Annotated in this window: 19 protein-coding genes; 18 read left to right on the top strand and 1 reads right to left on the bottom strand. The window is 49.3% G+C overall.

Annotated features, from left to right (window positions below; translation table 11 throughout):
* Positions 1-7 precede the first annotated feature (7 nt).
* The 18 genes from mraY (at position 8) to CRO74_RS12825 (ending at position 17,219) form a co-directional block, all read left to right on the top strand.
* The gene (gene mraY, locus CRO74_RS12915; RefSeq protein WP_097126465.1) at positions 8-1,216 is read left to right on the top strand and encodes a phospho-N-acetylmuramoyl-pentapeptide-transferase; all 1,209 of its coding nucleotides are present in this window, start codon (positions 8-10) and stop codon (positions 1,214-1,216) included.
* Between the two features lie 126 nt (positions 1,217-1,342).
* Positions 1,343-1,786 carry a 50S ribosomal protein L13 gene (rplM, locus tag CRO74_RS12910; RefSeq protein WP_097126464.1) on the top strand — a complete coding sequence of 148 codons (444 nt, stop codon included), beginning with the start codon at positions 1,343-1,345 and terminating at the stop codon, positions 1,784-1,786.
* A gap of 6 nt (positions 1,787-1,792) precedes the next feature.
* Positions 1,793-2,179: a 30S ribosomal protein S9 gene (gene rpsI, locus CRO74_RS12905; protein WP_012929223.1), complete on the top strand. Its 387-nt coding sequence runs from the start codon at positions 1,793-1,795 to the stop codon at positions 2,177-2,179.
* A 163-nt stretch (positions 2,180-2,342) separates the two neighbouring features.
* Positions 2,343-3,176, top strand: a complete 834-nt coding sequence (gene rpsB / locus CRO74_RS12900; protein WP_097126463.1) for a 30S ribosomal protein S2 — start codon at positions 2,343-2,345, stop codon at positions 3,174-3,176.
* A 206-nt stretch (positions 3,177-3,382) separates the two neighbouring features.
* Positions 3,383-4,216, top strand: coding sequence for a translation elongation factor Ts (gene tsf / locus CRO74_RS12895; protein WP_097126462.1), 834 nt, complete (start codon positions 3,383-3,385; stop codon positions 4,214-4,216).
* A gap of 194 nt (positions 4,217-4,410) precedes the next feature.
* Positions 4,411-5,019, top strand: a complete 609-nt coding sequence (locus CRO74_RS12885) for an RNA polymerase sigma factor (protein WP_097126460.1) — start codon at positions 4,411-4,413, stop codon at positions 5,017-5,019.
* A gap of 6 nt (positions 5,020-5,025) precedes the next feature.
* Positions 5,026-5,232, top strand: coding sequence for a hypothetical protein (locus tag CRO74_RS12880; RefSeq protein WP_097126459.1), 207 nt, complete (start codon positions 5,026-5,028; stop codon positions 5,230-5,232).
* Positions 5,229-6,056, top strand: a complete 828-nt coding sequence (locus tag CRO74_RS12875; RefSeq protein ID WP_097126458.1) for a mechanosensitive ion channel family protein — start codon at positions 5,229-5,231, stop codon at positions 6,054-6,056. The genes CRO74_RS12880 and CRO74_RS12875 overlap by 4 nt, the downstream gene beginning before the upstream one ends.
* 114 nt (positions 6,057-6,170) lie before the next feature.
* Positions 6,171-7,127, top strand: coding sequence for a DUF3078 domain-containing protein (locus CRO74_RS12870; RefSeq protein WP_097126457.1), 957 nt, complete (start codon positions 6,171-6,173; stop codon positions 7,125-7,127).
* A 72-nt stretch (positions 7,128-7,199) separates the two neighbouring features.
* Positions 7,200-7,532, top strand: coding sequence for a large-conductance mechanosensitive channel protein MscL (mscL, locus tag CRO74_RS12865; RefSeq protein ID WP_097126456.1), 333 nt, complete (start codon positions 7,200-7,202; stop codon positions 7,530-7,532).
* Positions 7,533-7,622: 90 nt separating this feature from the next.
* A complete protein-coding gene (gene murD, locus CRO74_RS12860; protein ID WP_097126455.1) occupies positions 7,623-8,972 on the top strand; it encodes a UDP-N-acetylmuramoyl-L-alanine--D-glutamate ligase in 1,350 nt (449 codons plus the stop codon).
* An 83-nt stretch (positions 8,973-9,055) separates the two neighbouring features.
* On the top strand, positions 9,056-10,177 hold the full coding sequence (locus CRO74_RS12855) for an FtsW/RodA/SpoVE family cell cycle protein (protein WP_097126454.1): 1,122 nt from the start codon (positions 9,056-9,058) through the stop codon (positions 10,175-10,177).
* A 28-nt stretch (positions 10,178-10,205) separates the two neighbouring features.
* Positions 10,206-11,300 carry an undecaprenyldiphospho-muramoylpentapeptide beta-N-acetylglucosaminyltransferase gene (gene murG / locus CRO74_RS12850; RefSeq protein WP_097126453.1) on the top strand — a complete coding sequence of 365 codons (1,095 nt, stop codon included), beginning with the start codon at positions 10,206-10,208 and terminating at the stop codon, positions 11,298-11,300.
* 32 nt (positions 11,301-11,332) lie between these two features.
* On the top strand, positions 11,333-12,718 hold the full coding sequence (murC, locus tag CRO74_RS12845; RefSeq protein WP_097126452.1) for a UDP-N-acetylmuramate--L-alanine ligase: 1,386 nt from the start codon (positions 11,333-11,335) through the stop codon (positions 12,716-12,718).
* A gap of 37 nt (positions 12,719-12,755) precedes the next feature.
* On the top strand, positions 12,756-13,529 hold the full coding sequence (locus CRO74_RS12840; RefSeq protein ID WP_097126451.1) for a cell division protein FtsQ/DivIB: 774 nt from the start codon (positions 12,756-12,758) through the stop codon (positions 13,527-13,529).
* Positions 13,526-14,923 (top strand): cell division protein FtsA, encoded by a 1,398-nt coding sequence (ftsA, locus tag CRO74_RS12835; protein ID WP_179830187.1) that lies wholly within the window; start codon positions 13,526-13,528, stop codon positions 14,921-14,923. Before CRO74_RS12840 ends, ftsA begins: the two co-directional genes overlap by 4 nt.
* An 82-nt stretch (positions 14,924-15,005) precedes the next feature.
* A complete protein-coding gene (gene ftsZ / locus CRO74_RS12830) occupies positions 15,006-16,442 on the top strand; it encodes a cell division protein FtsZ (RefSeq protein WP_097126450.1) in 1,437 nt (478 codons plus the stop codon).
* 72 nt (positions 16,443-16,514) lie between these two features.
* Positions 16,515-17,219, top strand: a complete 705-nt coding sequence (locus tag CRO74_RS12825) for a DNA alkylation repair protein (RefSeq protein WP_097126449.1) — start codon at positions 16,515-16,517, stop codon at positions 17,217-17,219.
* A gap of 90 nt (positions 17,220-17,309) precedes the next feature.
* Here the strand turns inward: CRO74_RS12825 and ffh are convergent, their stop codons facing one another.
* On the bottom strand, positions 17,310-18,629 hold the full coding sequence (ffh, locus tag CRO74_RS12820; RefSeq protein WP_097126448.1) for a signal recognition particle protein: 1,320 nt from the start codon (positions 18,627-18,629) through the stop codon (positions 17,310-17,312).
* Positions 18,630-18,646 lie beyond the last annotated feature (17 nt).

Raw genomic sequence — 18,646 nt, 5'->3', positions numbered from 1 at the left:
CGCTATTATGCTCTATTACCTCTTCCAGTTTCTTGACGAACGCTACAACTTTCCCGGCGCGGGGGTTTTTCAGTACATTTCCTTCCGGGCGTTGGGTGCCGTAATCACGTCATTACTCATCGCAGCCATTTTTGGCCGACGCATTATCGACACCCTGCGTAATCTTCAGATTGGCGAGTCGATCCGTGATTTAGGGCTGGAAGGGCAAATGCAGAAACGAGGAACCCCCACTATGGGCGGCTTTATTATTCTGGCCTCCCTGCTGATTCCGGCGCTGCTCTTTGCCAAACTAACGAACGTATACGTTGTACTGGCCCTGGTATCTACCGTCTGGACGGGCATGATTGGTTTTCTGGACGATTACATCAAAGTATTCAAGAAGAACAAAGAGGGACTGGAAGGCAAATTTAAAGTAGTTGGCCAGGTTGGCCTGGGTCTGATTGTTGGGCTGACACTGTCTTTCAACGACTACGTAAAAATCAGGAAGTACGCCCCCCGTTTGTTTAGCACATCGAATGTGCCTGACGTGTATACCGATATAAAATCGACGCTTACTACGGTTCCTTTCGTCAAGAACAACGAATTCGATTACAGTTCACTGCTCTTCGGCTTTTTGCCAGACAGTTATACCTGGATTGTGTATGTGCTGATCTGCATTTTCATCATAACCGCCGTTTCCAACGGGGCCAACATTACCGATGGTATCGACGGACTGGCAGCCGGAACATCTGTCATTATCGGACTCACCATTGGGGTACTGGCTTACTTATCAGGTAACAAGGTTTTCTCGCAGTACCTGAACATCATGTACATCCCCAACGCCGGAGAGCTGGTGATTTTCTGTGCAGCTTTTGTGGGAGCCTGCGTCGGATTTCTCTGGTACAATTCGTACCCGGCGCAGGTATTCATGGGCGATACGGGCAGTTTGATGCTAGGCGGAGTCATTGCCGTACTGTTTCTGGCCATTCGAAAGGAACTGATGATTCCGATCATCTGCGGTATTTTTCTGGTCGAGCTGGTCTCGGTAATTATGCAGGTCAGCTACTTTAAGTACACCAAACGAAAGTACGGGGAGGGCAGGCGAATCTTTCTGATGTCGCCCCTGCACCACCATTTTCAGAAGAAAGGTTACCACGAAGCCAAGCTGGTAACCCGCTTCTGGATCGTTGGTATTATCCTGGCGGTGCTGGCCTTGGCTACGCTGAAGTTGCGGTAGGTATGATTTCTCATTATCCCCTTGTTTTTCAGCCTACTATCTCCTATATTTGCACTCCCGTTTCAGGACGGGCCTGTTTTTTACGCAGGTAAGTGTTTATAAATCAAACAATTAGTCTCCTTAATAGTGAATACGCTCAGTTACAAAACCATCTCTGCCAACAAAGAAACGGTGCAGAAGGAATGGATTGTGGTTGACGCTCAGGGTGAGGTGCTTGGTCGGCTGGCCAGCAACATCGCACGTCTGATTCGCGGCAAACACAAAACCAACTTCACGCCACACGTTGACTGCGGAGACAACGTGATTGTCATCAATGCCGATAAGGTTCGCCTGACCGGTGCCAAGATGACCGATAAAGTCTACGTCCGCCATACGGGTTACCCCGGCGGTCAACGGTTCGCATCGCCCCGGTTGCTGCTTGAGAAGCACCCAGAGCGCATCATCGAGCACGCCGTAAAAGGTATGTTGCCGAAAAACCGGCTCGGTCGGCGGTTGTATACCAACCTGTACGTTTACGCCGGTGGTCAACACCCGCACGAGGCTCAGCAACCAACCGCAGTTAAATTTTAAGTCATAATGGATCGTATTAATACCATTGGCCGCCGTAAAACTGCCATCTCCCGCATCTACATGTCGGCGGGCAGCGGAGCCATCTCGGTGAACGGAAAAGATTACAAACAATATTTTCCTACCGAAGTACTGCAAATCATTCTGAACCAACCCTTTGCAACCGTTAACGGTGTTGGTGGCTACGACGTAAAAGTGAACGTTCGCGGTGGTGGTGTGGCTGGACAAGCCGAAGCTACGCGTATGGCTATTGCCCGGGCACTGGTCGAGATGAACGCTGAGTTCCGTCCGGCCCTGAAAAAAGAAGGATTCCTGACACGGGATTCGCGTATGGTAGAACGGAAAAAATACGGTCGTCGGAAAGCTCGTCGTCGGTTCCAGTTCTCGAAACGTTAATAATCAGTGTATAATGCACAATGAAAAATGGATAATGAACGTGTTTTCATTGTACATTTTGCATTAATCATTATTCATTCAATCTAAAGTCCAGACTACCCTTAGATGATGCCGACGGGTGGTGCTGCGTATTTTTTAACAACATTCATTTTCAAAGTCTGAAATGGCACAAATTGAATATAAAGACCTCCTCGACGCTGGTGTGCACTTTGGCCACCTTACGCGTAAGTGGGACCCCCGGATGGCTCCGTATATCTTCATGGAGAAAAACGGCATCCACATTATTGACTTAAACAAAACGGTTGCGGCACTGGACGAAGCCTGCAATGCCATCAAAGGGATTGTACGCTCGGGCCGGAAAGTGATGTTCGTCGCTACGAAGAAGCAGGCTCAGGAAATCGTTTCGGAAGAAGCGCGTCGCCTGAAAATGCCGTACGTTACCGATCGCTGGCAGGGCGGTATGTTAACGAACTTCGCTACGATCCGGAAATCGCTGAAGAAAATGCAAACGCTGGACAAAATGCTGAAAGACGAGGAGACCGTCAAGAGTATTGCCAAGCGTGAGCGTTTGACCCGCAGCCGCGATAAAGAAAAACTGGAGCGCGTATTAGGCGGTATTGCCGACCTGACTCGCCTGCCAGCTGCTCTGTTCGTTGTTGACGTAAAGCGTGAGCACATTGCCGTTGCTGAAGCTCACCGTCTGGGTATCCCCGTATTTGCCATGTGCGATACGAACTCGAACCCCGAAGAGGTAGACTTCGCTATCCCGGCCAATGATGATGCCTATAAGTCGATTTCGCTGATTACGCTCGCCATCGGTAAGGCCATCGAAGAAGGTCTGATGGAGCGGAAACAGGATAAAGACGATCAGCGTGTTCAGGAAGAAGAAGAAGCCAAGCGTTCTGAAGATCTTGCCCAGGCCAAAGCCGAAGGCGAGTCGATGCCGGAAGCCGCTTCTGCCCCAGCCGCTGTTGCTGAAGACGAGCAGGAAGCCTAATATAGTTAGTAAGTTATTACCTTATTGCGTTTGACAGGCTGTAGAGTCCTTCTATCCTGGATGACCAACTAATCTTGTAACTTATCAACTTTATAACTTCGTAGAAATAGCCCGTAGCCAGCCGCTATGGGCTATTCCATTTCAGGATACAACTTATTGAGTACCAAACATTTTTTGGCAATTTAAATCGATAATCACCTATTACTATGGCAATTACCGCTGCTGACGTAAACAAACTTCGGCAAGAGACTGGAGCTGGCATGATGGACTGTAAAAAAGCCCTCACCGAAGCCGATGGCGATTTTGAAAAAGCAAAAGAGATCCTGCGCAAGCAGGGTCAGAAAATAGCCGACAAACGGGCTGATAACGCAACTGCCGAAGGTATTGTACTGGCACACGTTAGCCCGGATGGCACAACGGGTAAAGTAATCGCTCTGGCCTGTGAAACGGAGCCTGTATCGAAAGTTGCTGATTTCCAGAATCTGGCAATGGCCATCATGAGCACCGCTGTTACTTCAGACGCTACGGACAAAGCAACTTTACTGGCTACGCCACAAGCGGACGGCCGGGCTCTTCAGGAACACATTACGGACCTGATGGGTAAAATCGGTGAAAAACTCGACGTAGCTTCGTTTGAAACGGTATCAGCCGATAAAGTTGTATCCTACATTCACTCGAATGGCAAATTGGGCGTACTGGTAGGTCTGAACAACACTAACGGTACCGACGTAACCGAGGTGGGTAAAGACATCGCCATGCAGATTGCTGCTATGAAACCGGTGGCACTCGATAAAGATGGTGTTGACGCAACCATTGTTCAGCGCGAAATCGAAATCGGGAAAGAGCAGGCTCGCCAGGAAGGCAAGCCCGAAGCGATGCTCGAAAAAATCGCGATGGGTAAACTGAACAAATTCTACAAAGACAACACGTTGTTGAACCAGGAATTTGTGAAAGATACTTCTTTAACGATTAGCCAATTACTGGAAAAAACCAGCAAAGGCCTGACGGTATCGGCGTTCAAGCGGGTAGCTATCGGCTAATTGCAACGAATATATTTTAGTTAAAAATACCCGGCTGAGAAGCCGGGTATTTTTTTTTGGCAAATCGGCTCGTAACCAACTGGCTCAAAAATCACCTCAACGTAACCTTCTATTACCCCATACAGCAGCCGGAAGCCTGTTGGCAGCGTTACTTTTAGCCCGGATTTATGTCTCATTAACCACCACTGTACAAAATGGAACATATTTCTGATGAGGAGTTGGTTCGCCTGTATATTACAACACAGCGGAACATCTATTTTGAGCGTCTATATGAACGCTATTCTAATAAGGTGTACCGAAAATGTCTGTCATTCACGAAAGACCCGGTTCGCGCAGAAGATCTGACCCACGACGTTTTTTTAAAATTAGTCGTTAAACTCAGCAGCTTTCGCGAGCAGGCAAAGTTCTCCACCTGGCTGTACTCAATAACATACAATTATTGCACAGACCAGTTGAGAGCCCATAATCTTCGAAAAGAAGTATACATAGATGATAGTTGGGATCGGCTGGAGACCGATATGGATGATGGACTTGGCGAAATCGCAGAAATGGAAGCCCAGCAGTTGGAAAAGGCTTTGCATCAGCTCCCGCCCGAAGAACAAACCATGCTTCTGATGAAGTATCAGGATGACATCAGCATCCGGGAGATTGCCAACTTCGCGGGCATCACAGAGAGTGCCGTGAAAATGCGGCTTAAGCGATCGCGTGATAAACTACGTAAATATTACCTTGAAGGGGCTGTCTTCTGGCTACTGGTAGCGGCTAAACTGGCACTCTACATCCGCTGGCCCTTTCGTTACTAACACGTTATGGAAACAACAAATCCCTTTAAAGAACTTGAACCGGATGGCATCTGCCCACCTCATCTGCAAAACGAACTGGTTACTGAAATTGACCTTATTCGAAATACGATTACGGTTATAGAGATCTATATCGGCGATTTATTTAGCCTGGCTTCCGTACTGGTAAACCCACCTCATCTGACTACCAACGATACATCCGATCCACTAGAATGAAGAAGCTCCCAAATTTGGCTGAAATTTTACGCAACACCTTTCAAACACTTATCGACCAATTTATTGACTTTGTTCCACGAATTATAGGCGCATTTGTCATTCTCCTGATCGGTATTGGCGTTGCCCGACTGGCAGCTTTTGTTGTTCAGCGGGTTTTAGGCCGGGTGGGGTTCGACAAAATTGGCGACCGGCTTAATCAAATCAGCGTCATTAAACAGCTGAATACCGAAATTAAGCTCAGCGAAATCATCGCTAAGGTTCTTTATTACTTCATTCTTCTGGTGTTTATTATGGCCGCGACCGAGACCTTGGGCGTAGCGGCTATTACCGAGATGGTATCCTCGCTGGTGAACTTCATCCCCAAGCTCCTGGCTGCCGCCATCATGCTGCAGGTGGGCGTGTTACTGGCCGATACGTTGCGCGGAGCAGTGGTAAACTTATGCCAGTCGTTCAATATTGCCGCCGGTCGGTTGCTGAGTATGATTGTTTTTGTCTTTTTTCTGATTGTCACCATCATCAGCGCACTGGGTCAGGCAGGTATCAACACAGAGCTACTCGAATCGAGTTTTAATCTCATCATAGGCGGGGTCATTTTCGCCTTTGCCATCGGGTACGGCATTGCCTCGCGCGACATAATGGCGAATGTGCTGTCGTCCTTCTATACGAAAAACAAATACAAGGAAGGGCAACTGGTTCAGATCGACGATGTGAAGGGAGAAATAGTAAAAATTGATACGTTGTCGATCACACTGCGTACCGGCGATACAACAACCATTGTACCGCTCCAGACGCTCCAGTCTAAAAATGTAGAGGTATTCGATTAAACCGGGACCTGGTTAATGGTTATTGAGTTATTAGTTATTGACTATCAACCAATAACCAGTAACCTAGTGACCAATACCCTTCACTAATCTGCTTAAATTCAACTTATACAATCAATGAAGCAAATTTTACTTTGTTTGACCGCCACGATCTGGATACAGTCGGCAAAAGCACAAGATTCCAGCCGGGTCACAACAAATTTCAAGGATACGGTAGCCGTTAAACCAGACACCTCCTATTGGCAGCGCTCCTTTAGTGGTGGAGTTAACTTTAACCAGGCTTCGTTCAGTAACTGGTCAGGGGGTGGGGTCAACTCCATTGCCGTTGGTGGCGTCGTAGCGGCCCGGGCTTTCTACGAAAAAGGCAAAACATCGTGGGACAACACCGCTGATCTTCAGTTAGGGTACGTGACACAGTTAGGAAATACCCGCAAAGCAGCCGATCAGATCATTATCATCTCGGTACTGGGTCATAAGATAGCGCCTAAGTGGGATTTGTTTGTCTCTGGAACCTTCAATACATTTTTCACAGCCGGTTATCGCTACGATAAACTCCCTACCGATCAAACCAGCCTGAAGGTATCCAATTTTTTTGCCCCGGCTCAGCTGACATTTTCTACCGGTTTAGCCTACAAGCCCAACGACTGGTTTGCCTTGCGGATTAGCCCGTTAGCTCCCCGATTCACCTTCCTGGCCGACCAGAGTGTTCGTGTACGGCAAGATGCCACAACAGGCCTGTATGTTAGAGACCCCAGCCAAAAGGCGTATGGCGTTGAACCCGGAAAAAGCAGTCGTACCGAATGGCTGGCCTTTCAGTTGCAAGCCGCTCTGACTAAACCCCTCAGCGAAAACGTATCGATAAACGCCCGGTATCAGCTTTTCACGGAATATGCACGGCTAGACAATATCAATCACCGGCTCGATCTTATTCTAACGGCTAAAATAAGCCGGTACCTGAATACCACGTTTGGTCTGATTGCACTCTATAACAAAGATTTTAGTAGTGAACTACAGATTCAGCAAACGCTGGCCATTGGCCTCTCCTATAACCTGAGTTCTTTCCGCAAGAAGTAGGGAGATATACATATTGCTCAACCCCGTAATCTCAGCCCAAATTCATTTTCTACCCTAAACTAATTTACGCTTATGTTAAGTGAGTTCCGTACGTTCATTGCGCAGGGAAATGTAGTAGACCTGGCCGTTGGTGTCATCATTGGCGCTGCTTTTGGTAAAATCGTAAACTCATTCGTGGAAGACATTATCAATCCAATACTGGGGTTGGTAATGGGCGGCACTGATTTCAGCCAATTAAAAATTGTTTTGAAAGAAGCGGTCGGTGAGGTTCCGGAAGTCGCTATTCGATATGGTAACTTTTTAAACACCTTCATTCAATTCCTGCTTATTGCCTGGGTCATTTTTATGATCGTTAAAGTGGCCAACCGTGCTCGCTTATCCAGCTCTTTGGCTCCTAAAGAGTAGCCCTTTACCCGAAAAATTTACGCAAAGAGCCCTGACCTATGGTCGGGGCTCTTTTTTTATGCGTTATTTTGCTAGTTGTATTGTTTACTTATGGCAGTTGAAAAGATAGTTATTCTTGGCGGGGGTGAAAGTGGCGTAGGTGCTGCCCTACTGGCGCAGGCCAAAGGGTTTACCGTTTTCCTGTCCGATAGAGGCACCCTCAAAGAAAGTTACCGAACCACACTCCAAACAGCCGGTATCCCGTTTGAAGAGGGCCAGCACAGCGAAAACGAGATTTTATCCGCTACGGAAGTCGTTAAAAGCCCCGGTATTCCATCAACCGTTCCGCTGGTACAAAAGCTCATTGCACAGGGTACGCCCGTTATTTCTGAAATTGAGTTCGCGGCCCGGTATACAAAAGCCAGGCTTATTGGCATAACTGGCAGTAATGGCAAAACGACGACCACACTGCTTACCTACCACCTGCTTAAAACCGCCGGGTTTAACGTTGGCCTGGCTGGAAATATCGGTGATAGTTTTGCCGAACAGGTCATTGCCGATACCTACGACTATTATGTACTGGAGTTGAGCAGTTTTCAGCTCGATGACATGTACCAAACGCAGCTCGATGTAATGGTGCTGCTGAACATTACGCCCGACCATTTGGACCGCTACAACTACGAGTTCCAGAACTACGTAGCGTCAAAGTTCCGTATTTTACAGAACGCCCGCCCTTCCGACCATTTCGTCTATTTCGCGGAAAGCGCGCCCATTTTGAACGAATTGGAAAAGCGTCAGCCTGATGTGCAGAAGCTGCCGATTTCCCTCCAGTCCACTCCATCGCCGGGAGGATACCTGGCCAACGGTCAGTTAACGGCGAAGACTCAAACGAACTCTTTTTCCATCCCGCAGAGCGAAACACCATTGCGTGGCCCTCACAACGCCCTCAACATGCTCGCGGCTATCTTGGCGGCTCAGTCTCTAGGGGCTACCAGTGAGGCCATTGAAGCTGGCTTAAAAACGTTTGAGAATGCCGCTCACCGACTCGAACCTGCGGGTACGATCAACGGGATACAGTTTATTAACGACTCGAAAGCCACCAACGTCGATTCTGTGTTTTACGCGCTGTCCAGCATGGATGCGCCCACAATCTGGATAGCTGGTGGTCAGGACAAAGGCAATGATTACAGCCAGTTAGACGAACTGGTGAGCCAAAAGGTGAAAGCCCTGATTTGCCTCGGTGTCGATAACCATAAACTGGTCGATTATTTCGGCAGCAAAATTCCATTGATTTACGAAACACAGGATATAACGGATGCCATTGCTAAAAGCCTTGAGTTGGGGCAACCCGGCGATGTTGTCCTGCTATCCCCTGCCTGCGCCAGCTTCGACCTGTTTAAAAACTACGAAGACCGCGGCAATCAATTTAAAGCAGCCGTAAGAAAGATGTATGATGTATGATGTAGGATGTATTGCTTTTGCGGCCAGCTACATCATACATCCTACACCATATATCCTACATCATACATCATACATCAAAAGACATGTTCCTTCGCGACTGGATTCGTACACACCTTAAAGGAGATCGCCAGATTTGGTGGATTGTCCTTTATCTGTCCATTATGAGCGTTCTGGTCGTGTACAGCGCGACGGGCACGAAGGCCTTTCGTGAGCTCGACGGGAACACCGAAATCTTCTTGCTCAAGCACGGCTCCCTGCTGCTGATCGGGCTGGCCTGCACCTATTTTGCCCATAAGATCAATTACGTGTATTACGCCCGGCTGTCGAAATTTGGCTTGTGGCTTTCCATTCCGCTCTTGCTTTGGGCCTTTTTTAAAGGCTCGACCCTGAACGATGCCTCACGCTGGGTAACAATTCCCATTATCAACCAGACGTTTCAACCCTCCGATCTGGCCAAGCTGGCACTCATTTCCAACCTGGCGGCCATGCTGGCGAAACGACAGCGCTTCATGAGCGACCCCATCGTTCTGTTCAACCTGATTCTCTGGATTGGTGTCATTTGCTCGCTCATTATCCTGTCCAATACCTCAACAGCACTGCTGTTGGGAGCCACCTGCTTCTTGCTGATGTACATTGGTCGGGTGCCGGTTCGCTATCTGGGCTACATGATTGCCGTTTGTGTAGTATTTGGCGGCATAGCTTTAGCAGCCGGACAACGCTTTGGAACAGCCTCCAACCGGGTGAAGAACTTCATGAGTTCAGACACCATCTTCTATCAGGTCGAGCAGTCGTACATCGCGCTGGCAAATGGGGGGCTGACGGGACAGGGGCCGGGCAACAGTCACCAGCGGAATACCCTACCAAACCCATTCTCCGACTTTATCTACGCCATCATCGTCGAAGAGTACGGTTTATTGCTGGGTGGCATTCCGGTTATACTGGCCTATCTTTGGTTTTTGTGGCGAGGCATGAAAACCCTCCAAAAGGCCACCCGCCCTTTTGGAGGACTGTTATCGGCGGGTTTAACGTTCAGCATTGTTTTTCAGGCATTTGCCAGTATTTGCGTAGCCATTGGTCTGGCTCCCGTAACCGGTCAGCCGCTGCCGTTACTAAGTATGGGTGGTACATCGCTGATATTTACTGGCTTAGCCATTGGCATTGTATTAAGCGTAAGTCGTGACGAAGCCGACGAGAGTAAAATTTGACTCAACCAGCTTCTAAACCATAATCTGAATGAAGATAATTATCAGCGGTGGCGGTACGGGAGGGCATATTTACCCCGCTATCGCCATTGCCAATGAACTCAAGGCCATAGACTCCACAACGGAAATTCTGTTTGTGGGCGCTGAGGGAAAGATGGAGATGGAAAAGGTGCCCCGCGCTGGTTATACCATCGTGGGTTTACCCGTTGTAGGAATCAAACGGGAGCTGACCCTGTCAAATCTGGCCTTTCCAGTTAAGCTGGGTCGAAGTTTACTACGAGCGCAACAGATTGTACGCGAGTTCAAACCCGATGCTGCCGTGGGGGTAGGTGGCTATGCCAGCGGACCATTACTTTTGGCGGCCTCCCTAAAAGGTATACCTACGCTTATCCAGGAGCAGAACTCCTATGCCGGCTTAACCAATAAAGTCTTGGCTCGGTGGGCAAAGCGTATTTGTGTAGCCTATCCCGGCATGGACGCGTTTTTTGCGGCCGACAAGATTAAACTGACGGGAAACCCCGTTCGTAGTGATATCCAGTTTGCCAGCCAGCAAGTTGAGGCAGGGCGAACATTATTTGGTCTTGATGGAAATCACCCAACGTTGCTGATTATTGGGGGCAGCCAGGGGGCTCGTACCATCAATGAAAGCATTGAAGGCGGACTGCAACGGTTTGTCGACACCGGCATTCAGGTCATCTGGCAGACAGGGCCAGCTTTCATCGAGCGGGCTAAAGCTGCCGTGGCGGCAACCGGCTCGTCGCTCATCAAAGCATATGACTTTATTTATGACATGGACAAAGCCTATGCCGTTGCCGACTCGGTTGTGTCGCGGGCGGGGGCGTTATCGGTGTCGGAGTTGTGTTTAGTAGGTCGTCCGGCAATTCTGGTTCCCCTGCCCACAGCGGCCGAAGATCACCAGACCAAAAATGCGATGAGTCTGGTAGAACATAACGCAGCCCTGCTCGTCAACGACCGGACCGCCCGTGAAGAACTGGTTACGGCGGCCCTGAATTTACTGGCTAACCCCGCTCAACAGCAGCAGTTAAGTCAGCAGATAAAAACGCTGGGCAAACCCAATGCCGCCCGCGATATTGCCAATGAAGTAATTAAACTAACAAGGCCGTAACAGCCGGAGCCTGTTACGGCCAAAAATCAACAATGACACTAGATCAATTCAAATACATTTATTTTCTCGGAATCGGCGGCATCGGTATGAGTGCTCTGGCCCGCTGGTTTCAGGTAAACGGCTACGCCGTAGCCGGATACGATAAAACGCCCACCGCCCTGACGAATGTGCTTGAGTCGGAAGGGATGGTCATTCACTTTACGGAAGACGTCGATCAGATTCCGGCCGAATTTCGAGCTAACCCAACTGAAACGCTGGTTATTTACACGCCCGCTGTTCCAAAAACACATGCCGAATACATGTACCTGACCGAACAGGGCTTTACGCTTCAGAAACGGTCGCAGGTTTTGGGATTGTTGGCCGGCCAGATGACAACCATTGGCGTAGCGGGTACGCATGGGAAAACCACGACCTCGTCGATGGTTGCGCATATCCTGCGGGATTCGGGGGTTAACTGCGCGGCTTTCCTGGGCGGCATTACTAATAATTACGGCACGAACTTCCTGCTCAACGAACCCGCCGACGACCTCAAATCGGTGGTTTGCGTGGTTGAAGCGGATGAGTTTGACCGTTCTTTCCTGACGCTCTTTCCGAAATACGCCATCGTCACCTCCACGGATGCCGATCACCTGGATATTTACGGGGCGCACGACGCCGTACTCGAATCGTTTGGCAAGTTTGTCAGCCAGATTGAGCCCGATGGTGTGTTGTTTATGAAGCAAGGGCTCTCATTGACGGATAAGACCCAGGCCACTGTTCGCCCTTATTCGTTGAAAGAGGGCGACTATTACGGCCAGAACCTACGAATTGAGAATGCCACCTTCGTCTTTGATCTGGTTTATCCGGGTGGTGTCATTACTGATATTGAGTTACTGGTTCCCGGTTTTCACAATGTAGAAAATGCAGTGGCAGCGGGGGCGGTGGCGCTGGAAGTTGGCGTATCGCCGGAGGCCATTCGATCGGCGCTGATAAGTTACCGGGGGGTTCGCCGTCGTTTCGAGTATATTTTAAAGACCGAATCGACCGTCTTCATTGATGATTACGCACACCATCCGGCAGAGGTAGAGGCCTTTTTGTCGTCGGTAAAAGCACTTTATCCCGACCGCGAAGTGACGGCTATTTTCCAGCCTCATTTGTTCAGCCGCACGCGTGACTTTGCCGATGGTTTTGCCGAAAGCCTTTCCCTGGCGGATCACGTTATTTTACTAGATATTTACCCGGCGCGTGAGTTGCCGATGGAAGGCGTCACTTCTGAGTTGATTTTTCGGAACGTACACTCGAAAACGAAAAGAAAATGCACCAAAGCCGAATTAGTTAACGTTCTGCGGGAAATGAAGCCTACATTACTTGTCACCATCGGTGCGGGGGATATCGATCAACAGTTAGAAACAATAAAAAACCTCCTACAAGACCAATAGATAAATATATCTAAAAAACAACCCAGCTTATTTACAGATGTTTTCTACCTTTAAATCATCCAAAAAGTGGTTTCTCTCAGCAGGAGGTATTTTTACCCTGTTTGGGCTTATTGCTTTTACGGAAGTTCGGCATGGACAAAAACGCGTTAAATCGGTTGTTGTCAGACTGGATGAGGTTGATGGTCATCGTTTTCTGACTCGTCGGGATGTAATTGGCTATCTTACCAACGAAGGAGCGGACCCTGTAGTCGGGGAACATTACGATGCGGTTGACCTCCGACGGTTGGAAGTGAGGCTACGGCAACACGGTTTAATAAAAAGTTGTCAGGTTTCCCGTGACTTAAATGGTGATTTACTCGTCAACATAGAGCAACCTCACCCTCTGGCGCGGCTAATGCCCATTGGCGATGGAATTAGGAGTGTATCGGGACAGTACGTAAGCGAAGAGGGCCATTTTTTTCCGATTTCGATGAATTACTCGGCGCGGGTACCGGTTTTGACGGGGAGTTTTTTCGCTCACAACCGTTCGTTAGTGAACAAACGAAACCAACCACTGTTGGAATTGTTAAAGCGCGTACACGATGATCCGTTTTGGCGGGCACAAATCACCGAAATATCGGTAGACGAGCGAGGTGAAGTAACGATGTGGCCACAACTGGGTAGTCATCGGATCGAGTTTGGTCCGCCTACAGAACTGGATGCAAAGTTTAAGAAGTTAAAGTTAGTGTATACGGACGTTTTACCGGCCAAAGGCTGGAATCGCTACAACCGGGTGAGCGTTCAGTATCGAAATCAAATAGTTTGCGAATGACATCAACGGGCATGGACGAGAAAATAGTAGTTGGTCTGGACATTGGCAGTACCAAAGTTTGCGCCGTAGCCGGCCGATTAATTCGGAATAATAAAGATCAGGAAACACTCGAAGTGCTGGGTGTGGGCGAAACGAATTTGACCGATGGTGTAGCGAAAGGTTCTGTCGTTAATGTCAACAATACAGTGAATGCCATCAGGCGTGCTGTATCTGACGCATCGAACCAATCGAATCTGAACATTCACCTGGTGAACGTCAGTTTCAGTGGCTCCCATGTCACGTCGATCAAGTCGAGTGGTAGTATTACCCGCTCGTCGTCGGGCGATGAAGTACAAACGGAAGACATTGATCACCTGCTCAATGATATGTACCGCACCTCCATACCAGCCGATAAGGAAATTATCCACGTGCTGCCAATGGATTTTGTGGTCGATAACGAAACCAGTGTTAACCAACCCGTTGGCCGAAATGGCGTAAAACTGGGCGCTGATTTTCAACTTATCACAGCTCAAGCCAATGCTGCCCGCAATATTCGTAAGTGTATCGTGCGCAACAATCTGGCTCAGGATACAATGATGCTGTCGGCACTGGCATCGGGGCTGGCAGTACTGACGGATGAAGAGAAATATGCGGGCGTTGCCCTTGTGGATATTGGTGGAGGCACTACAGAAATGGCCATTTATTACCGAAATGTCCTGCGTCATGTGGCTGTTTTCCCCTGGGCTGGTAACAGCCTGACCTCGGATATTCAGGCAGGCTGCAAAATCCTTCCGAATCAGGCAGAATTACTCAAGAAAAAATTTGGCAGCGCAAACCCGAACGAATACAACCTCAATGAGGTAGTAGCCGTGCCGGGATTGAGCAATCGTAAGCCGAAAGATGTACTCCTGAAAAATGTAGCGGTTATTATCGAAGATCGACTCCGTGAAATTGCGGCCCTTGTACAGGCTGAAATCATTCGCTCGGGGTACGATGGCAAACTATTGGGCGGCATTGTTTTGACGGGTGGTTCAGCCCTCATTCCGGGTGTTGAGCTTATTTTTGGGCGGGTAACCGGCGTCGAAGAAGTTCGGGTGGGTTATCCCGAACATTTAGAACCCAATGGTCGCGCCGACCTCGTTGGCGACCCAGCGTATGCAACAGCCGTTGGCCTGGTATGGGCAGGGTACAAAACCATTGATAACCGAATCTCGTTCATCAGCGACCCTAACCGGGCATACAAGGAAGAGGATCAGCCTATGGGGCCAACTCGTCCAGCGTATTCATCCGGAAGCAGTACAAGCAAACCGCCGGTGGGTGTTAAGCAACCCGAACCGGAGCCTAAGAAAAGCTGGTTCGATAAACTTAAGGAGGCACTTCAGCCAACGCGAGGAAACGAGACCGATACGTACTGATGACCGTAACGAACCGGCCTTATGCCGGTTTGATCGCAAAAAGGGACTATTTTACAACGAACAGACACCACAGACCGACACGATGAATAGTCAGGGCTATAGATTCGAACTCCCAGATGACAACCCAATCATAATTAAGGTTGTCGGCGTGGGCGGCATGGGCGGAAATGCCGTCAAGCACATGCACAAACTGAAGATGCAGGATGTGAGTTTTGCGGTATGCAATACGGATCGTCAGGCTCTTATGAGTAATCCTGTGCCCACAAAATTGCAGTTAGGCGATGGTCTGGGAGCAGGTACTGAGGCTAAAGCAGGTGAAGATGCGGCCCGTGCCAGTCTCGAAGAAATTCGTAACCTGCTGGCTCCTCCCACCAAAATGGTCTTCATTACGGCGGGTATGGGTGGTGGTACCGGTACCGGAGCCGCGCCGGTCGTAGCGGAAGTAGCCAGAGAAATGGGCTTACTAACCGTGGCCGTGGTGACTGCTCCTTACTGGTATGAAGGTACCGATAAGAAAGAGCAGGCTCGCGAAGGTATCGAAAAATTAAAAAAGAGCTGCGACACCGTTCTCGTCGTTCTCAACGATAAACTGGCTGAGCTATACAGTGAACTGACCTGGACAGAGGCCTATGCACATGCGGATGATGTACTGGCCAATGCCGTGAAAAGTATTGCTGAAATCATTACCACCCAGGGAGATATCAACGCTGACTTTGCCGACGTAAAGAAGGTACTCGAACAGGCGGGTCAGTCGGTTATGGGCTCGGCAGAAGTATCGGGCGAAGATCGGGCAATACGGGCTATCGAAGCGGCTCTTAACTCCCCTTTGCTGAACGACCACGATATTCGGGGTGCGAAACGAATTCTGCTTACTATTTCGTCGAGTAAAGAACATGCCATGCGCCTGAAAGAGCAAATGGCTATTTCGGAACACGTGGCGAAGAAGATTCAGAACGAAGCCAAAATGTTTAAGTTTGGCGCCATTACAGACGATGCTCTGGGCGAAAGTCTGCGGGTTACCATCATTGCCGCTGGTTTTGACGGAACAACCACGTTAATGGAACAGCTTAAGGATACGTCGGTTCAGAACACGCCGGTTGCGCCTGACCCCGAACCGGAACCTGCGATTGAAGAGCCGGTTGCCCTGGTGGAGCCCGTTAATGAATTAGTCCTGGTTGCCGACGATGGCGAGGAAATCGACCCTAATCCCGTCAGCTTAAGTGCTAAAACCGACGACAAACAAACACCGACTGGCTACAACGGAACTACGATTATTCGTCCTGAAACTTCAGGCATCATTCGTCCGCTTCCTCAGGGCGATTCGGATGTACTGCTGCTCGATGATGAAGAACGACCAAATGACGCCGACATGATTAAGCGAATGGTTGACGCGTTCGTGAAGGGGCAGTACCTGGCCGCTGATCTTGACCGACCTACCTTCGAACGTAATAAGACCATGCTATACACCTTACCCATGTTATCGGAGCAGGAGTTTGTACGATCGAAACTGAATGATTAGTTGACTATTATTTAGCGAAGTATAGTAACACGGCAGAGGCTCAACGGAGTCTCTGCCTTTTCTTTTACGCCTATGGAGTCGACCTGTACCGACGTAAAAAACGAACTTCTCTCCCTTGCCAACCCCGAACGCGCCGTGCAGGTTGCTCGTTTTTTTAAAACCGGACCGGGACAATACGGCGAGGGCGATCAGTTTATGGGTCTGTCAATGCCGCAGCAACATACCATTGCCAGGCAATATCTGCATCTGTCTTTTACCGAAACAGAGCTATTGGTACACGATTCGTTTCATGAGTGTCGAATGGTTGGGCTGCTAATCTGGGTTAACCAGAATCGTAGGGCGACATTGGTACAGCAGGAAATTATACTGGAACGGTATCTGGCCAACCGACGCTATGTTAACAATTGGGATCTGGTCGATGTGACCTGCCCGCATATTCTTGGGCCGCATCTGATGCAAGGTGACCGCTCCCTTTTGTATGATCTGGCCAATGAAGACCATTTGTGGAGCCAGCGGATAGCCATTGTGTCGACCTTATCGCTCATTAGACGGGGGCAATTTGCCGACACTTTCGCCATTGCTGAGCTACTTTTAGCGCACAAACATGACCTTATTCATAAAGCCATTGGCTGGATGCTCCGGGAAGTAGGGAAGCGTAGCCCGAATGCGCTGGAAGAGTTCCTGCACGACCACGTCCGGCAACTACCTCGAACCACCCTCCGCTACGCCATCGAACGATTTGACCCGGCACGACGGCGTTATTACCTGAACTTGTAAAAACAAAGAGTCAGGTATTGTCACGAGCGGGTTGCAAACAACCTGATTACTCGTGACAATACCTGACTCTTTTACTGACCGGCTAATTCCTTACCGCATCATTTTATTTAGCTTACCTGACGACTGCATGGTGTTCATTTTCTTCATCATCTTGCGCATTTCGTCAAACTGCTTTAGCAAATTGTTCACCTGCGTGATGCTGGTACCACTACCGTTGGCAATACGCTTTTTACGGCTGCCGTCAATGATGTCGGGACGGCTGCGTTCTTTGGGCGTCATGGAGCTGATTATCGCTTCGATTGGCTTGAACGAATCGTTATCAATATCCAGGTCTTTAATCATCTTGCCCATACCGGGAATCATTCCCAGCAGGTCTTTAACGTTACCCATCTTCTTGATCTGCTGCAACTGCGACAGGAAATCGTCGAAGTCGAACTGATTCTTGCGCATCTTGGCATTAATGCGCTTGGATTCGTCTTCGTCAAAGGCTTGCTGCGCCCGTTCAACCAAGGAAATCACATCGCCCATGCCTAAAATACGGCTGGCCATACGGTCGGGATAGAACACGTCGAGTGCTTCCATCTTTTCGCCCGTACTGATAAACTTGATCGGCTTGTTAACCACCGTTTTGATGGAAAGAGCCGCTCCACCGCGGGCGTCGCCATCCAGTTTGGTCAAGACAACACCGTCGAAATTCAGGCGCTCGTTGAACGTCTTCGCCGTATTGACCGCATCCTGCCCGGTCATGGAATCGACCACAAACAGCGTTTCCGTTGGTGCAATAGCGCGTTTGAGGGCTTCAATTTCCTGCATCATCGCTTCGTCGACAGCCAAACGTCCGGCGGTGTCCACGATAACGATTTTTTTACCGGTCTTACGCGCCAGAGCAATCCCGTTCTGGGCAATCTCGACAGCGTTTTTATTTTCCGGCTCGGCGTATACCTCTACCCCAACCTGCTCACCCAGCACTTTCAACTGGTCGATAGCGGCCGGACGATAAATGTCGGCAGCAACCAGCAACACACTTCGGCCCTGCTTTTTCAAATAGGCAGCCAATTTGCCTGAGAACGTCGTTTTACCGGACCCTTGCAAGCCAGCAATCAGCATAACGGCCGGGTCGCCTTTGATGTTGATTCCCTGCGCTTCGCCCCCCATCAGTTCCGTCAGTTCTTCCTGAACGATCTTGACAAACAGCTGGCCGGGCTCAACTGAAATAAGCACCTTCCGATCAAGGGCTTTATCTCGGATACGATCCGTGATCTCTTTTGCTACTTTGTAGTTAACGTCGGCATCGGTGAGGGCGCGACGCACTTCTTTAATCGTCGCAGCAACGTTAATTTCTGTAATGCGGCCCTGCCCTTTGAGGGTTTTGATAGCCTTATTTAGCTTATCCTGAAGATTCTCAAACATAGTCTATGACAAACAAC

It is taken from the genome of Spirosoma fluviale, assembly GCF_900230225.1.
GTDB classification, from domain to species: Bacteria; Bacteroidota; Bacteroidia; order Cytophagales; family Spirosomataceae; genus Spirosoma; species Spirosoma fluviale.
This window is presented reverse-complemented; position numbering and strand designations above follow the sequence as displayed.

Bases quoted from the DNA above. Each gene is read 5' to 3' on its own strand.
- CRO74_RS12825 (WP_097126449.1), top strand. From the start codon at position 16,515: ATGGAGTCGACCTGTACCGACGTAAAAAACGAACTTCTCTCCCTTGCC.
- CRO74_RS12870 (WP_097126457.1), top strand. From the start codon at position 6,171: ATGAAGCAAATTTTACTTTGTTTGACCGCCACGATCTGGATACAGTCG.
- murC (WP_097126452.1), top strand. From the start codon at position 11,333: ATGACACTAGATCAATTCAAATACATTTATTTTCTCGGAATCGGCGGC.
- murG (WP_097126453.1), top strand. From the start codon at position 10,206: ATGAAGATAATTATCAGCGGTGGCGGTACGGGAGGGCATATTTACCCC.
- CRO74_RS12855 (WP_097126454.1), top strand. From the start codon at position 9,056: ATGTTCCTTCGCGACTGGATTCGTACACACCTTAAAGGAGATCGCCAG.
- murD (WP_097126455.1), top strand. From the start codon at position 7,623: ATGGCAGTTGAAAAGATAGTTATTCTTGGCGGGGGTGAAAGTGGCGTA.
- ffh (WP_097126448.1), bottom strand. From the start codon at position 18,629: ATGTTTGAGAATCTTCAGGATAAGCTAAATAAGGCTATCAAAACCCTC.
- CRO74_RS12885 (WP_097126460.1), top strand. From the start codon at position 4,411: ATGGAACATATTTCTGATGAGGAGTTGGTTCGCCTGTATATTACAACA.
- ftsA (WP_179830187.1), top strand. From the start codon at position 13,526: ATGACATCAACGGGCATGGACGAGAAAATAGTAGTTGGTCTGGACATT.
- CRO74_RS12875 (WP_097126458.1), top strand. From the start codon at position 5,229: ATGAAGAAGCTCCCAAATTTGGCTGAAATTTTACGCAACACCTTTCAA.
- tsf (WP_097126462.1), top strand. From the start codon at position 3,383: ATGGCAATTACCGCTGCTGACGTAAACAAACTTCGGCAAGAGACTGGA.
- CRO74_RS12880 (WP_097126459.1), top strand. From the start codon at position 5,026: ATGGAAACAACAAATCCCTTTAAAGAACTTGAACCGGATGGCATCTGC.
- ftsZ (WP_097126450.1), top strand. From the start codon at position 15,006: ATGAATAGTCAGGGCTATAGATTCGAACTCCCAGATGACAACCCAATC.
- rpsB (WP_097126463.1), top strand. From the start codon at position 2,343: ATGGCACAAATTGAATATAAAGACCTCCTCGACGCTGGTGTGCACTTT.
- rpsI (WP_012929223.1), top strand. From the start codon at position 1,793: ATGGATCGTATTAATACCATTGGCCGCCGTAAAACTGCCATCTCCCGC.
- mraY (WP_097126465.1), top strand. From the start codon at position 8: ATGCTCTATTACCTCTTCCAGTTTCTTGACGAACGCTACAACTTTCCC.
- CRO74_RS12840 (WP_097126451.1), top strand. From the start codon at position 12,756: ATGTTTTCTACCTTTAAATCATCCAAAAAGTGGTTTCTCTCAGCAGGA.
- mscL (WP_097126456.1), top strand. From the start codon at position 7,200: ATGTTAAGTGAGTTCCGTACGTTCATTGCGCAGGGAAATGTAGTAGAC.